This window comes from Photobacterium damselae subsp. damselae (genome assembly GCF_038086725.1).
GTDB classification, from domain to species: Bacteria; Pseudomonadota; Gammaproteobacteria; order Enterobacterales; family Vibrionaceae; genus Photobacterium; species Photobacterium damselae.
On record NZ_CP146971.1, the window covers coordinates 971,715 to 987,413 of the forward strand.

Here is a 15,699-nt window from a genome sequence, read left to right on the forward strand (position 1 = left end):
TTCAATGTATAAAAAAGTATTACTAGGAGCGTTAACACTAGCCCTATCTCAACAAGTTTTTGCTCAAGACCTTGTCGTTAACATGACTGATTTACAAACAGGTAAAACGGTAGGTCATATTACTCTCTCACAAAACGAGTATGGGGTCGTGTTTACTCCAGATCTTGCTGATCTAACACCAGGAATGCATGGTTTCCACGTTCATCAAAATGGTAGCTGTGGCTCTATCGAAAAAGAAGGGAAGACAATTTTAGGTGGAGCAGCTGGCGGACATTACGACCCAGAGAAAACAGGTAAACATGGCTATCCTTGGAGTACCGATAATCATAAAGGCGACCTCCCCGCTCTATTTGTTAGTGCCAATGGCCTAGCAACGAATCCCGTTTTAGCCCCTCGCCTAACTTTAAAAGAATTAAAAGGTCATGCCATTATGATTCATGCTGGCAGTGATAATTACTCTGATATGCCAAAACCACTTGGTGGTGGCGGAGCTCGAATGGCGTGCGGCGTAGTTAAATAATAACTAGCTAGATATATAGATAAAAACGCTAGATTGAGCACTCAATCTAGCGTTTTTTTAAATCCCTGAAGTAACCGCAAGCAATGGGAAACCGATCCATAAAACAGTGGCAAACGTAAACCAAAAGATATAAATTTTTGAAAAAGACATAACACTTACCTTCCTTTGCCTTATACAAATCTATTTATACTCAAAGCAACCTGAGTATGTAGCTTTAGGTTACGCTTTTTGTGGCTTTATCATAGTCAGTTTTTATCAAACCAAAGTTAAGCAAAACTAAACTTCTATGGACAAACCAATGAAACACCATGTTGTTGGTTCCAGTAATCGTTTTTCCTCAGATAGAAAAAAGCCTCGATATCGCTACATATCGAGGCAAATGGAGATAGTAATTTATTAAAATGATTATTCGTTTAACGACGCACTTGCTGGGTTAATTCCACCGCTCGAAGTTGCGCCATAGCTTTCGCGAGCTCCATTTGAGCTTGAGCAAAGTTAACATCATCAGCATGCTTATTGATGTTCTCTTCCGCTGCTCGGCGAGCTTCATCCGCTCTTGCTTTATCAATGTCTTTACCATGCATTGCCGTATCTGCTAACACAGTTACAATACTGGGTTGAACCTCAACAATACCGCCTGAAATATAAAGCACTTCTTCTGGCAACTGAAGGTCAACGACAAAACTTGCAACACCAGGTTTTAGTTTTGTTAGTAATGGAGAATGTCCAGGTCGAATACCCAACTCTCCATCAATTCCAGATACAGCTAGAGCATGAGCAGGGCCTGAAAATAGAGGACCTTCAGCACTGACAATACTCAGTTGAAAGGTATTTTCTGAAACACCAATAGCCATACTTTACCCCTTACATTGATTTCGCTTTTTCGATCACTTCGTCGATGCCGCCACAATACAAGAATGCTTGCTCAGGAATATCGTCGTATTCACCACTTAACAGTCCTTTAAATCCAGAAATCGTATCTTTAAGTGAAACAAAAATACCTGGCTGGCCGGTAAAGACTTCTGCTACATGGTAAGGCTGTGTTAAGAAACGCTCAATTTTACGGGCACGAGATACAGTTTGTTTATCTTCTTCAGATAATTCATCCATACCAAGAATCGCAATAATATCTTTTAGCTCTTTATAGCGTTGTAATACTGTCTGTACACCACGAGCCACTTCGTAGTGCTCTGTACCAACCACTAATGGATCAAGTTGGCGAGACGTTGAATCTAATGGATCAATGGCTGGATATAGACCAAGTGCTGCGATGTTACGAGACAATACAACGGTCGCATCCAAGTGAGCAAATGTTGTCGCTGGTGATGGGTCAGTTAAGTCATCAGCAGGAACATATACGGCTTGAATAGAGGTAATAGAGCCTTTCTTAGTTGAAGTAATGCGCTCTTGGAGTACACCCATTTCTTCAGCTAAGGTTGGCTGATAACCTACCGCAGATGGCATACGACCAAGTAATGCTGATACTTCGGTACCCGCTAAGGTATAACGATAAATGTTATCGATAAACAGAAGTACATCACGGCCTTCATCACGGAAGCGCTCTGCAATAGTTAAACCAGTTAGTGCGACACGAAGACGGTTACCCGGTGGCTCGTTCATCTGACCATAAACCATGGACACCTTATCGAGAACACCTGCTTCTTTCATTTCGTAATAAAAGTCATTACCTTCACGAGTACGTTCACCCACACCGGTAAATACGGATAAACCTGAGTGTGCTTTTGCAATGTTGTTGATAAGTTCCATCATGTTTACGGTTTTACCAACACCGGCACCACCAAATAAACCGATTTTACCGCCTTTTGCAAATGGGCAAATAAGGTCAATAACTTTAACGCCCGTTTCAAGTAGAGCGGTTGAGTTTGCTTGCTCTTCATAAGATGGCGCAGAACGGTGAATCGCATAACGAGTCTCTTCACCTATTTCACCGCACTCATCAATAGGTTCGCCAAGCACGTTCATGATTCGACCAAGCGTTTCTTTACCAACGGGAACTGAAATTGGATTTTGTGTATTTTCTACAACTAATCCTCGACGTAAACCATCTGATGAACCCATTGCGATACAACGAACAACACCACTACCAATTTGTTGTTGCACTTCCAGCACTAAGGACGCATGTTCAGTGCCTAAAACAGTTAGTGCATCGTAGACTCGAGGCACACTATTTTGGTCAAACTCAACGTCAACGACAGCACCGATGACTTTGACTATTTTGCCAGTACTCATTCTCTATCCTCTGAATTCGGTTAAACAGCTTGTGCCCCTGCTACGATTTCACTTAATTCTTGAGTGATCGCAGCTTGACGCGCTTTGTTATACATAAGTTGCAAGTCATTAATTAGCTGGCCTGCATTATCGGTAGCTGCTTTCATAGCAACCATTCGCGCTGCCTGTTCACAAGCAATACTCTCAACGGTGCCTTGATAAACCTGAGACTCAATGTAACGGAGCATCAATTCGTTGAGGATTTGTTTAGGATCGGGTTCATAAATATAGTCCCAGCGACTAGAAGCAGATATTTCATCATTTGCTTCTTTTTCAATCTCAGGACTAGGAAGTAATTGAACTATTTGTGGTTTTTGAACCATAGTATTTACAAATTCATTAAACACTAAAAACAAACGATCAATTTTTCCCTGATCAAAATGCTCAAGCATCGCATTAACAGGACCAAGAATATCTTCCAGTTTTGGCTTATCCCCTAAGCCTGATGTTTGTGCGATAACATTGCCAAAACGGTGAAAAAACGAAATTGCTTTTGAACCTATTAAAGTTGTATCCACCTCGACACCACTTTCTTGCCATTGGCGCATATCTGCTAGCGCCTTTTTAAATAGGTTGTTGTTTAGGCCACCACATAACCCCCTGTCGGAGGAAATAATAATGTAAGCAACACGTTTAACTTCACGTTCTTCAAGATAGGGATGCTGATACTCTAGAGAGCCAGAAGCAACATGACTAATTACCTTACGCATATTGGCAGCATAAGGACGAGTCAACGCCATGTTTTCTTCTACTTTACGCATCTTACTTGCGGCAACCATCTGCATCGCACTGGTGATTTTCTGCGTATTTTGTACGCTCGCAATCTTAGTACGTATCTCTTTTGCGTTTGCCATCGTTAGCTCCTATCCACATTCATAACAACATGTTGAGAAAGTCTTAATACGACTGTGTTTGTACAAATGCTTTTAGTAACTCATGAAGGCTCGCTTCAATTTCATCGTTATAATCGCCAGTTTGATTAATGCGATCTAACAACTCGCTGTAAGCACTCTTAGCAAAAGCAATAAGCTCAGCTTCAAATTCACCAATTTTTGCTAGAGGTACATCATTTAGATAACCTTTTTCCGCAGAGAAAACCGCAAGAGCTTGAAGTGCTACCGACATTGGTGAATATTGCTTTTGCTTCATGAGTTCAGTTACTTTTTCACCATGATCCAACTGCTTACGAGTTGCATCATCAAGGTCTGATGAAAACTGAGCAAACGCAGCCAATTCACGATACTGAGCAAGAGCAGTACGAATACCACCAGATAACTTTTTAATGATCTTAGTTTGCGCAGCGCCACCAACACGAGAGACCGAGATACCTGGGTCAACCGCAGGTCTTAAACCCGCATTAAATAAGTGAGTCTGTAGGAAAATCTGACCATCAGTAATCGAAATTACGTTAGTTGGAACAAATGCTGAAACGTCACCAGCTTGAGTTTCAATAATAGGAAGAGCTGTTAGTGACCCTGTTTGGCCTTTTACTTCACCCTTAGTAAAACGTTCTACATAATCGCTATTTACGCGAGCAGCACGTTCTAGTAAACGAGAATGTAAGTAGAAAACATCACCAGGGAATGCTTCTCGACCTGGTGGGCGTTTAAGAAGTAGAGATATTTGACGATAGGCAACGGCTTGTTTAGACAAATCATCATAGATAATAAGAGCATCTTCACCGCGATCACGGAAGTACTCACCCATTGCACAACCAGAATATGGTGCTAAATATTGCAGTGCCGCCGCTTCTGACGCTGATGCTACAACGACTATAGTATTTTGTAGTGCGCCATTTTCTTCTAATTTACGCACAACGTTTGCAATGGTTGAGGCTTTTTGACCAATAGCTACGTAAATAGAATAAATACCGGTGTCTCTTTGATTGATAATGGCATCAATAGCCATCGCGGTTTTACCTGTTTGGCGGTCACCGATAATCAACTCACGTTGACCTCGACCAATAGGAACCATAGAGTCTACCGCTTTATAGCCAGTCTGAATCGGCTGATCTACAGATTTACGGTCAATAACACCCGGAGCAATTACTTCAACTGGCGAAAATCCATCGTGTTCGAGAGGACCTTTACCATCAATAGGTTGGCCAAGAGTATTAACTACACGGCCTAATAGTCCTTTACCAACAGGTACTTCTAAAATACGGCCAGTACCCTTAACTTTCATCCCTTCAGCAAGGTCTGCATAAGGTCCCATCACAACAGCACCCACTGAGTGACGCTCTAGGTTTAATGCTAAAGCAAAACGATTATCAGGTAACTCAATCATTTCACCTTGCATAACATCAGCAAGACCGTTAATAGTAATAATACCGTCACTAACAGAAACGATAGTTCCTTCATTGCGAGCTTGAGTCGCCACATTGAAGTCTGCGATTCTTTGCTTTATAAGATCGCTAATTTCATTTGAATTCAGTTGCATACATACTACCTATTACGCTTGTAAACGAGACGCTAAGCGATCCATTGAGGTTTTCAACGTTCCATCTATGACCAACTCACCAGCATGAATTAACATGCCCCCCACAAGCGATTTATCTATTTGGCAATCTAACTCAACATGTCGATCGAGTTTTTTCTCAAGAGCAGCAATCAAATTAACTTTCTGATCTGCAGTTAATTCATCAGCACTAACCACATGAGCTTGGACAGTTCGCTCATAGTCGGCTTTTAACTCTAAAAACAGCTCGGTAACACTAGATAACACAGCCAATCGACTATTTTCTGCCATTACACGAATTAGGTTTTTAACGTGCTCATCTAATAACCCATCACAAATCGCCAAGAGCATGTCGACAAACTGTTCTCTCTGCTCATTACCCAATTGCTCAAGATCTTCTAGCTGCTCAGATATCACAGGTTGTGTTACTACATCGGAGACAATCGTCAACATCTGCGCCCATTGCTCTAAAGCTTGCTGTTCTTTGGCAAACTCGAAAGCAGCTTTAGCATAAGGATGAGCGATTGTTTGAGGATCTGACATCACGCACTCCCTAACTAAATATCTTTAATAAGTTTGTTGACCAATTCGCGGTTCGCTGCCGAATCTAAATTTTGATTAATCAGTTTCTCTGCAGTTTCAATGACAAGGTCTGACATTTCACGACGTAATTCTTGTCGAATGCGGTTACGTTCACTTTCTAACTCTGCTTGGCCTTGAGCAATAATTCGAGCTTTCTCTGCTTCTGCTTCTGCTTTTGCATCATCAATAATTTGTGAACGACGTTTATTTCCTTGTTCAACTAATTCACTCGCACTTTTTTTTGCATCATTTAGAAGCTTGTCGCCATTAGCACGAGCAAGTTCTAATTCTTTCGCTGCATTTTCAGAATGAATTAAGCCTTCTGCAATTTCTCGTTGACGCTTATCTAATAATTCGGTCAATGGTGGCCAAATATATTTCATGCATAGCCATACAAAAATCACAAAGGAAATTGCCTGACCAAGCATGGTTGCATTTAAGTTCATACATCCTCACTTGATACGCTATTAAATAACGAATAAAACTCTGCGTAATTACGCTACTGCGAAGATAATATATAGACCAATACCTACACCGATCATTGGTACCGCATCAACTAAACCCATCATAATAAAGAATTGAGTACGAAGCATTGGAGTTAAATCAGGCTGACGAGCAACACCTTCTAAATATTTACCTGCCAAGTTACCGATACCTGTTGCAGCACCAGCAGCCCCTAAACCAATTAGCAGTGCACCTGCAACATAAAGAACTGCACTTACGATATCCATAAATAACTCCAAAATTTTTAAACAACTAATATATAAAACTGATTAAATTAATGTTCTTCTACTGCCATTGCTAAATAAACAATCGTTAGCACCATAAATATAAATGCCTGTAAGAACACAATTAGAATATGGAATAGAGCCCAAGGTACACTTAAAGCCCATTGCATCCACCATGGCATTAATGCAATAAGAATAAAGATCATCTCACCTGCATACATATTGCCAAATAGTCGTAAACCGAGAGAAATTGGTTTTGAAATTAATGTCACTAACTCCAAAACAAAGTTCACCGGATATAACAATGGATTTTCAAACGGTTGAGTAGTTAACTCTTTAATAAAACCGACGAATCCTTTGTTCTTAAATGTATATCCAATAATAAGAATAAAGACACCTATTGCCATTGACATTGGTACGTTAACATCGGCTGAAGGTAAATCTCTAAAATGTCCAAAGCCTAAAAGGCCCATAAAGTGAGGAATAAAATCGACAGGAAGTAGATCGATTGTATTCATTAAGAAAACCCAGACAAAAATAGTTAATGATAATGGTCCAATTAACTTATCATCGGTCTTAAAGATTTCTTTAACTAAATTGTTTACAAATTCAAATGTTACCTCAACAAAACACTGTAAACGACCAGGAACACCACTGGTGCCTCGAGTTACAACATATCGAAATAAGCCAATGAACAGTAAACCTAACACCCAAACCATTAGCATAGAATCAAGGTTTATACTCCAAAACCCCTTACCAACAGTTAAGAATGTCATATGGTGCTCAATATAATCATGAGCGGTAGTTACAGTATCCACCTTACGTCATCCTAATTTGAGGTTTATTCAACATTGGAGCAATAAAACAACCTAAGAATGTAAAACTGTAAGACAACAGTAAAACATTACTATTAAATGATAAAAATTTAACAGTAACTAAGACAAATAATGCGGTATAAACCCATTGTGTCATTTCAACTGTTCGAGCTAACACTTTAATATCTACATTAGGATTGATACGAGCTTTTACTGATGCAAACCAAATACCTAACGCATTCGGTATAATGGCAATCGCACCCCCCAGACATAAAGAGTAAATTTCTTTAGACAAGCCAAAAGAAATTAAACCAACAATTAAGACTAGACTCGTAATTATTTTACCAAAGATTATAAACTTAGAAGCAGACAGAATATCCTGCTGATACGTTTTATCCATATAAGAATCACTCTACAATAAAAATATAGTTACTCCTTTTCTAGTCAAAGCCTAACGTCCTTTTTATTGTTAACCCGTTATAACAATAAATTCAATATGAATCGTTATTTAATTTTTTTAACTTTTCTTAATCCAACAAAAATCACGATTACATTTTTTGTTATGTTAATAGTATGCATAAGCAAGCAGGCTATTAAATAAACATCAAATATAACATCAAGATATATCACAGGATTATGTCGGCCTAAAAAATCTACGATAGGATATCTATTGAAGCCACAAAAAATTTTGCAATCAATGATTTTCATTTTTGTATATTGCATGTTTTTTCATTAAATACGACCATAATAAACATAAATAGGCATAAGTATTCTTAATCAACTTTTAATGAAAACTCGATTTGTAAGTTGGTAATATTTGTGGAGAGCTACATACATAAATATTAGATTATTTCGTAACTTAATATAATAAGTTCATATTAAATATGATGAAAAGCCATGAAGAAAACACAAGAGCAGTTTGTTGAAAAAGCAACTACCGTCCACAACGGTAAATACATTTACAACCACTTCATTTATGTAAATGCAAAAACAAAAAGTATGATTACTTGTCCTGTTCATGGTGATTTTGAACAACGTCCAGACGCACACTTAGCAGGGAGAGGTTGTCCAAAATGTGCAGGAAAAGAAAAGAAAACAAAAGAAGAGTTTGTTATTAATGCTCGTAAAATTCATGGTACAAAATACGATTATTCAAATTTTGAATACTTAGGTTCATTAAATAAAAGTACTATTATGTGTCCTCAACATGGCGAATTTGAACAACGACCAAACGCACATCTTTCAGGTAAAGGTTGCCCAAAATGTTCAAAGTCTTATCCAAAATCCCAGTCCATGTTTATCGAAAAAGCAAATGAAACCCATCAAAACAAATATAGCTACGGCCACTTCATTTACTCAGGAGCTCTAGAAAAAGGAATTATTACGTGCCCCGAACATGGTGATTTTGAACAAAGAGCAGATGCGCATTTAAGAGGTGTGGGTTGTCCTCAATGTGCAAAAAATGGGCGTAAAAAAACAACAGCGCAATTTATCAAAGAAGCTCAGCAGGTGCATGGAAAGCTCTATGATTATAGTCAGTTTATTTATACTAATGTAAGAACAAAAGGCGTTATTATTTGCGCTCAGCATGGCGAATTTGAACAATTGCCCTCCAATCACTTATCAGGCAACGGTTGCCCAAAATGTGCCGCCGAGAAAAAATGCTCGACTAGACGAAGCCATTGTAAATCAAAACATTACTCAGCATCCATTTCATTGTTATAACAAATTTACTCAATGCCCAGTATATGATTGGGCTGTTGAGCTACGTCTTAAAATGACTGACTTATAATGCAAGATAATATTTCACATGCTACATATTGCATTGAGCATGGTATAAAAAAGTATCAAAATTCGGAAAGAGTATAGACAATGGAGCTTAAGTGTCATACCTCATCAAAAAACAGCCCGCTTATTCATACTGGATGGATTACTCTGCTCAGTGATAGTGAACAAACAACTCTAGTGACTAATAGTGCCACGCATTCAGAAGAATGGGATGTTCATCAGTTTCGTACTTTCTATCGCCAGAAGGCTCTGACTCAATCATTAAATGAGTTTCCATTTGACCTAACCAATCAAATTAGCCCACTTTCTTTCGGTGAGTATAGTTTAAGAATCTGGACAGCACCTACGCTGTTAACCGCAATAAAAGATGCTTGTCACTATAGTCCACTATTAGGGCTTCCTATCCGCTGCTTGTTCCATGAAACAAAAAATGATGTTATTGATATTTGGTTTATCAACCATGAAACCAGCAGCAAAGAATCTGACATGAGTCATAATGAAACAATGTTGGTCATATCCGCTTTTATCTCGATGCTGGATGCCAATGCGAGTACAAACATTGATTTTGACTTATTTATTCCTAAATGGCAGAGCTCTTTAGATATAAAGAAACAAACAGAAAAATATGCTCATTGCCGAATTCATGAAGGCTACCCTATTCATCGTCTTGTTATTAAAAAGCAGCAGCTAGATGTTGGTAGTTCTTATGCAAACAATGCTATTTATCAGCAAATGGGGCAACTACTTGATACCGAACTTGCTGGATTAAAGAAAACGAACATAACCCAGCAAGTTTACAGCACGCTAGACACACTCCCTTCGCTTTATGAAGCCTCAGGTGAGCATATTGCAAAAGTGATGAATATTAGCTTTAGGACGTTAAATCGACGATTAGCTGAAGTGGAAACAAGTTACCGAGGCGTACTAGAAAAATATAAACTGGAAAAAGCGTTAGTTTGGCTAGAAAACAGTAATATCAGCATGACAGAAGTTGCTTCGCGCTTAGGGTTTTCCGACTTAAGTACTTTTTCTCGCGCATTTAAACGCTGGACAGGAGTATGCCCATCGCAACTATCCAATCACCCTTATTTAATCAACTAATACAATATATAGAGTGATCTTCAACAGTTATCGAGGATCACTCAGCTATCATTAGATGTCTATACCCAAGTGACTTCAAGATGCTAGGTTACTTGGGTATATATAGCACCTTCATTCTTTTGCTTTTTCATCTGCTATTTTCTTACCTTTAGACGCCGCTAGAATGTGAACTCTGTTCAATAATTTTTATGCATGTGTTCATATGAAAAATATACTTATCATTGAAAACAATCATTTTCAGGCCAATATGCTCAAACATATGCTCGAGCGTATTGGATTTGAATCAATCTATTCATCAGACTCGATTCAAACCGGGCTTAGTATTTGCCAATCTCAAGCTATTGATATTATCTTATGTGATATAGAATTAACCTCAATCGATTCTGTCTCTTTTCTCAATAAATTAGTTGCGATTGGATTTGAAGGACAAATCAATTTTATTTCAGCTTTAGATTCTAAAATATCATCAACCATTCAGAGAATGAATGATTTTCTTTCTGTCTTTATTGGAGAGTTTATCCAAAAACCCATAACAGAAAAAAAAATCATCAATGCCATCTTTGCACCGGGTCCTCATCAATCTCATATAGAAAAAAAAGAGCCTATTTCTATCTCACAACGAGATATTGCTAATGGTATTAAAAATCATGAGTTAATTAATTTCTATCAACCTATTTATGAAACTCGTAGCCAAAAGCTATATGGTGTTGAAGTATTAGTTCGTTGGCAACATCCAGAATATGGTTTACTTTCCCCTTATTATTTTATTGAAGAAGCGGAAACTAGCTTATTAATCAGTGATATATTTTATTTAACAGCCTTTAACGCAATTCAAGACCTCAGCTCAATACCAGAAATTGGCAAAATATCAATAAATGTATCGCAAAAAACCCTAAGTGAAGAGCCTATTTGTGATTGGTTAATTGCAACCTGTAAACAATTTAACCTACCACATCATAAAGTTTGTATTGAGCTTACAGAAGGGATTGTATTTGTTGAAAACCAAACCGTATTAGAGAATATATCTCGACTCAGGCTCAATGGTTTTGGTTTATCAATTGATGACTTTGGTACTGGTTACTCATCACTCTCAAAGCTAGCATCTTTACCCTTTACTGAATTGAAGCTAGACAAAAGTTTTATTGATCAAATTGAAATTGATGAATCAATAGAGAGTATCATTCAGCATACAATTCAGCTTGCGCACAGTCTTGATTTGAATGTTGTTGCAGAAGGCGTTGAAACACAACGTACTTTTGGGAAATTACGCGAATTTAATGTGGATTTCTGTCAGGGCTACTTATTAGGTAAACCGATGGCATTAGAGCAACTCTATCTTCATCTCTCCAACGAATTAACTCAAAGTGTTGTTTAAGTAACTTCTAGGTAACGTTCAACAAGAAAAGGCCATACAAACAATATGTATGGCCTTTGTGTTTTTTGCTTGCAAGCATGTGTACCTTCACCACTCATTACGTTGAGTATGCCGTGGGAGCCAAACGTATTCTCAGACTGCCCAGATAATTTTTGGTGAAGAAGTATCAAATATTTTTGTACTAAACCAAATTGTTAAGTATCTAATTTCTAAGCAACGGCTTAGTTAAAGCTATTCCAAATTGTCTTTGCTGCATCTTGTCTGAAGACAGCAACGTCAGCCTAACTAGATTGAAAGAATTCTTGCTTGATTCCTCCTAAACCTTCGCATAATGGATAACAGTTAGTAGGCTTATATTTAATATGGTCTCTGTTTGGCTTTTTTGCAAATTTTTCTAATATTTTTTAAGTGATCTAAATTCCAAAATAGAGATAGTAAAATTTAATTCTTAATATACAACCACTTGAAATATGATGATTGTTTATATCTGTATTATTACAAATATAAACAATTAAGAGTAAGCAAGAATAAAATTTACCTCATATAACGAAAAACGGCTCTGAGTGATCTCAGAGCCGTTTTCCCATTCCGTACAATATCTCGTGTTCCAAGCGAGATATTAGTCTATTAAGCGTGTAGTAGCGCCATAGACTCGTTCGCAATTACCCATTCTTCGTTGGTTGGAATTACCATTGCAAGAGGAGTATTTGCTTGCGTGATCACGCCTGAATTACCAAAGCGTGCATCTGCGTTTGCTTGTTCATCTTCACGATAGCCAAAGATCTTCAATAAACGAAGGATCTCGCTACGAACAGGCATTGAGTTTTCGCCAATACCACCTGTGAAGATAATACCGTCAAGTTCATCTAGAGCTACCATGTAAGATGCGATGTATTTCGCAGCACGGTAAGTAAACACCTCAAATGCAAGCTTAGCATCGTGGTTACCTTGCTCCATTGCTTCAATGATTCCACGGCAGTCACTTGTAATGCCAGAAATACCAAGGAAGCCAGACTTCTTAACTAGAAGATCGTGAAGTTGCTCAGGAGTCCAACCTTTCTTAAGAAGGTACTCAAGAACACTTGGGTCGATATCACCACAACGAGTGCCCATCATAAGGCCAGCAAGTGGTGTAAAGCCCATTGAGGTATCAATACTTTCGCCGTTCTTAACCACACAAACTGATGCACCATTACCTAGGTGAACAGAAATAAAGCTTGATGCTTCTACTGGTTTATTAACCACTTTTGCAGCTTCACGAGTTACATAATAGTGGCTTGTACCATGTGCGCCATAACGACGAATGTCATATTCTTTACTAACTTCTTTAGAAATTGCGTAAGTAAACGCTTTTTCTGGCATAGTTTGATGGAAAGCAGTATCAAACACAGCGTATTGAGATAGCGTAGGGAAAGCTTTAGCTGCAGCACGCATACCAATAACGTGAGCTGGGTTATGAAGAGGAGCTAAATCGCTCAACGCTTCGATATCCGCCATAACTTGCTCATCAACTTTCACGGTATGTGAGAACTTAGTTCCACCATGAACAACACGGTGACCAATAGCTACGATGTCTTCTTTCAGACCTAATTCGTCAACCAGAGCAACGATACGATCAATCGCTTGCTGGTGGTGGTTTTCTAGGCCACTGAGTTTGTACTCGTGTTTTTCACCGTTAACTTTCCAGCTAACTACTGCCTCAGGTAAGAAGAAACACTCACCAAGACCATTTAACATCGCATCACCGGTAACAGTGTCGATTAGGGCAAATTTAAGTGAAGAACTACCAGAATTGATTACTAGAACTAAAGAGTTGCTCATGGTTATCTCATCAACGTTTCAAGGACTAAAAGGATACAAAGTTCCCATTTATTATCACTCAGCAAAATATGTGGAGCATTATTCACTAAGTCATCGCTTTCTAACGACCATCTTACTCAATTTTTTTTGAAAGTCTCAACTTTTGTTTTAAAAAATATTAAAAAATTGGAATTTAACTGGTTTAGATCAAATTTTTATCAAGAAATCGATTTCATCAGTTTAAAAATTCAGCAAACACTCAACTTTTGTTGAAAATAAATGGAATACATTGTTATTTGTAACACAAAAAAAAAGGACTTATCTATGATCATTACGCCAATCATTGATTCTAATGTCGCCCGTTCGTGTCATCCCTTAGGTTGCCATGAAATGATTAAACAGCAAGTTAAAACCATTAAAAATTCACTTGGAGCATCGAGAAATAAGCAAAATGTTCTGATTCTCGGCGCTTCATCAGGATTTGGTCTTGCTGCGCGGATATGTTTAACGTTTGGAGGAGGCCAAGCCAATACTCTTGGTGTCTCATATGAGCGAGGACCATCCGATAAAAACATAGGTACAGCTGGGTGGTATAACAATATTTACTTTAAGCAAGAAGCTGAGCGTCATGGCTATCAAGCAATCAATATTGTGGGTGATGCCTTTGCAAAATCAACACGACAACAAGTGGCCGAAGCTATTCAACAAAAGTTTAATGGTAAAGTTGATCTCGTTATCTACTCATTAGCAACGGGAGCAAGGCCCAACCCTATTGATGGAACGTTGTGGCGCTCTACCATCAAACCGATAAAAGAAGCTCAAACAGGCTATAACCTTAACTTAGAACATGAAACATTAGACTTGGTCGACATTCCACCAGCAACAACCAAAGAAATAGAAGATACCGTTAAAGTCATGGGAGGTGAAGACTGGCAAGAATGGGTTGATTTTCTACAGTCAAAAGATTTACTTGCATCTGGATGCCAAACCTTGGCATTTTCCTATATCGGTTCTCCTCTAACTCACAATATATATCATCGCGGAACATTAGGTGCTGCAAAAGAGCATTTACATCAAAGTGTCACGACACTCAATCAGCAGTTAGCACCGATTCAAGGAAGTGCTCATGTTGTTGTCTGTAAGGCCTTAGTTACCAAAGCGAGCGCATTTATTCCTACTTTTTCACCTTATATGTTGGCTTTATACCAAGTGATGAAACAACAGGGTCTTCATGAAGGGTGCTTAAAACAAATGCAGCGTCTGTTTAAAGAGAAGTTATCGACAAACAAAGATGAAATACAGTCGGATGCAAATGGTTTAATTCGTCTGGACGATTGGGAATTACGACCAGAAGTTCAACAACAAACGGCAGAGCTTATAAAGAAAATTACACCCGATAACTTTAAAGACATAAGTGATTATCAACAATATCGACAAGAGTTTATGCAACTTAATGGATTTGAAGTGCCTAATATTAATTATGAACAGCCAGTCGATATGGCAGAATTACTTAAACTAAAGCCATAACAATTCGATAAACCAACCTCAATCATAATGAGGTTGGTTTAATAGCAAAAATTAAAATAGTAAAAAGCGTTGGTATAACTCAGAGATATTAGAACTGCACATGAGATCCATATTGTCTTTCAACTGATTTTCAGTCCAATCCCACCACTGCATTTTAAGTAACATCTCAATTTCTTGCTCAGTAAAACGCTTTTTAATTGCCGTACCCGGATTACCCACTACGATAGAATAAGGCTCAACATCTTTAGTCACAACTGCACGAGCACCAATAACAGCACCATCACCAATAGTTACGCCAGGCATGATCACACATTCAGTTCCAATCCAAACATCATTGCCAATTCTCGTATCACCCGCGCGCTGAAAACCTGATTTAACTTTATCGCCAAATTGTTCAACATCGAATGGAAATGTAGAAATCCAGTCATGGCGGTGACCTTGATTCCCAGCAAGCATAAAAGTAGCTCCGGTTGCGATAGAACAAAACTTACCAATAATTAACTGATCTATTTCGCCAAAGATACCAGACTCCCAAACACTTGCACTTGGCTTGTCACCCAAAAGATATCTAACACACTGATCTTCAAAGTGTTTTTCATGATAATAGCCAGAATAATAAGTATACTCTCCGACTTTAATATTCGGGTTTGTAATGTGTTCTCGAATTTCATACCCACCAAGCCATGATGGGAAAATGGTTGAAGGCATAAAATACTC

Annotated in this window: 16 protein-coding genes; 5 read left to right on the plus strand and 11 right to left on the minus strand. The window is 38.3% G+C overall.

Features of this window, described 5'->3' with window-relative positions:
* Positions 1 to 4: 4 nt before the first annotated feature.
* Positions 5 to 520, plus strand: coding sequence for a superoxide dismutase family protein (gene sodC / locus WAX86_RS19020; RefSeq protein ID WP_069532990.1), 516 nt, complete (start codon positions 5 to 7; stop codon positions 518 to 520).
* A 413-nt stretch (positions 521 to 933) separates the two neighbouring features.
* Here the strand turns inward: sodC and WAX86_RS19025 are convergent, their stop codons facing one another.
* The 9 genes from WAX86_RS19025 to WAX86_RS19065 are packed head-to-tail and all read right to left on the minus strand — an operon-like array spanning position 934 to position 7,791.
* Positions 934 to 1,374 (minus strand): F0F1 ATP synthase subunit epsilon, encoded by a 441-nt coding sequence (locus WAX86_RS19025; protein ID WP_036765874.1) that lies wholly within the window; start codon positions 1,372 to 1,374, stop codon positions 934 to 936.
* A 10-nt stretch (positions 1,375 to 1,384) separates the two neighbouring features.
* Positions 1,385 to 2,770 carry a F0F1 ATP synthase subunit beta gene (atpD, locus tag WAX86_RS19030; protein ID WP_036765875.1) on the minus strand — a complete coding sequence of 462 codons (1,386 nt, stop codon included), beginning with the start codon at positions 2,768 to 2,770 and terminating at the stop codon, positions 1,385 to 1,387.
* A gap of 20 nt (positions 2,771 to 2,790) precedes the next feature.
* Entirely contained in the window at positions 2,791 to 3,663 is an 873-nt protein-coding gene (atpG, locus tag WAX86_RS19035) for a F0F1 ATP synthase subunit gamma (RefSeq protein ID WP_005306225.1), read from the minus strand.
* A gap of 43 nt (positions 3,664 to 3,706) precedes the next feature.
* Positions 3,707 to 5,248, minus strand: coding sequence for a F0F1 ATP synthase subunit alpha (atpA, locus tag WAX86_RS19040; RefSeq protein ID WP_036765877.1), 1,542 nt, complete (start codon positions 5,246 to 5,248; stop codon positions 3,707 to 3,709).
* A 12-nt stretch (positions 5,249 to 5,260) separates the two neighbouring features.
* Positions 5,261 to 5,809, minus strand: coding sequence for a F0F1 ATP synthase subunit delta (locus WAX86_RS19045; protein WP_065171199.1), 549 nt, complete (start codon positions 5,807 to 5,809; stop codon positions 5,261 to 5,263).
* Between the two features lie 14 nt (positions 5,810 to 5,823).
* Positions 5,824 to 6,294: a F0F1 ATP synthase subunit B gene (atpF, locus tag WAX86_RS19050; RefSeq protein WP_036765878.1), complete on the minus strand. Its 471-nt coding sequence runs from the start codon at positions 6,292 to 6,294 to the stop codon at positions 5,824 to 5,826.
* Positions 6,295 to 6,342: 48 nt separating this feature from the next.
* The gene (atpE, locus tag WAX86_RS19055; RefSeq protein ID WP_005306237.1) at positions 6,343 to 6,579 is read right to left on the minus strand and encodes a F0F1 ATP synthase subunit C; all 237 of its coding nucleotides are present in this window, start codon (positions 6,577 to 6,579) and stop codon (positions 6,343 to 6,345) included.
* 47 nt (positions 6,580 to 6,626) lie between these two features.
* Entirely contained in the window at positions 6,627 to 7,394 is a 768-nt protein-coding gene (gene atpB / locus WAX86_RS19060) for a F0F1 ATP synthase subunit A (RefSeq protein WP_065171197.1), read from the minus strand.
* 1 nt (position 7,395) lies between these two features.
* Positions 7,396 to 7,791 (minus strand): hypothetical protein, encoded by a 396-nt coding sequence (locus tag WAX86_RS19065; RefSeq protein WP_036765879.1) that lies wholly within the window; start codon positions 7,789 to 7,791, stop codon positions 7,396 to 7,398.
* 497 nt (positions 7,792 to 8,288) lie between these two features.
* Between WAX86_RS19065 and WAX86_RS19070 the strand changes: the two genes are divergently transcribed.
* The 3 genes from WAX86_RS19070 (at position 8,289) to WAX86_RS19080 (ending at position 11,655) form a co-directional block, all read left to right on the plus strand.
* Positions 8,289 to 9,116 carry a hypothetical protein gene (locus WAX86_RS19070; protein WP_341489499.1) on the plus strand — a complete coding sequence of 276 codons (828 nt, stop codon included), beginning with the start codon at positions 8,289 to 8,291 and terminating at the stop codon, positions 9,114 to 9,116.
* Positions 9,117 to 9,263: 147 nt separating this feature from the next.
* Positions 9,264 to 10,280: a helix-turn-helix transcriptional regulator gene (locus WAX86_RS19075; RefSeq protein WP_341489500.1), complete on the plus strand. Its 1,017-nt coding sequence runs from the start codon at positions 9,264 to 9,266 to the stop codon at positions 10,278 to 10,280.
* Between the two features lie 202 nt (positions 10,281 to 10,482).
* Complete coding sequence (locus tag WAX86_RS19080) at positions 10,483 to 11,655, plus strand: EAL domain-containing response regulator (RefSeq protein ID WP_341489501.1); 1,173 nt, start codon at positions 10,483 to 10,485, stop codon at positions 11,653 to 11,655.
* A gap of 627 nt (positions 11,656 to 12,282) precedes the next feature.
* Here the strand turns inward: WAX86_RS19080 and WAX86_RS19085 are convergent.
* Complete coding sequence (locus WAX86_RS19085; RefSeq protein ID WP_005306251.1) at positions 12,283 to 13,476, minus strand: acetate/propionate family kinase; 1,194 nt, start codon at positions 13,474 to 13,476, stop codon at positions 12,283 to 12,285.
* A gap of 303 nt (positions 13,477 to 13,779) precedes the next feature.
* On the opposite strand from WAX86_RS19085, the gene fabV reads away from it, so the two are divergent.
* Positions 13,780 to 14,982: an enoyl-ACP reductase FabV gene (fabV, locus tag WAX86_RS19090; protein ID WP_341489502.1), complete on the plus strand. Its 1,203-nt coding sequence runs from the start codon at positions 13,780 to 13,782 to the stop codon at positions 14,980 to 14,982.
* Positions 14,983 to 15,033: 51 nt separating this feature from the next.
* Here the strand turns inward: fabV and WAX86_RS19095 are convergent, their stop codons facing one another.
* Complete coding sequence (locus WAX86_RS19095; RefSeq protein ID WP_068968823.1) at positions 15,034 to 15,690, minus strand: CatB-related O-acetyltransferase; 657 nt, start codon at positions 15,688 to 15,690, stop codon at positions 15,034 to 15,036.
* Between the last annotated feature and the right edge of the window lie 9 nt (positions 15,691 to 15,699).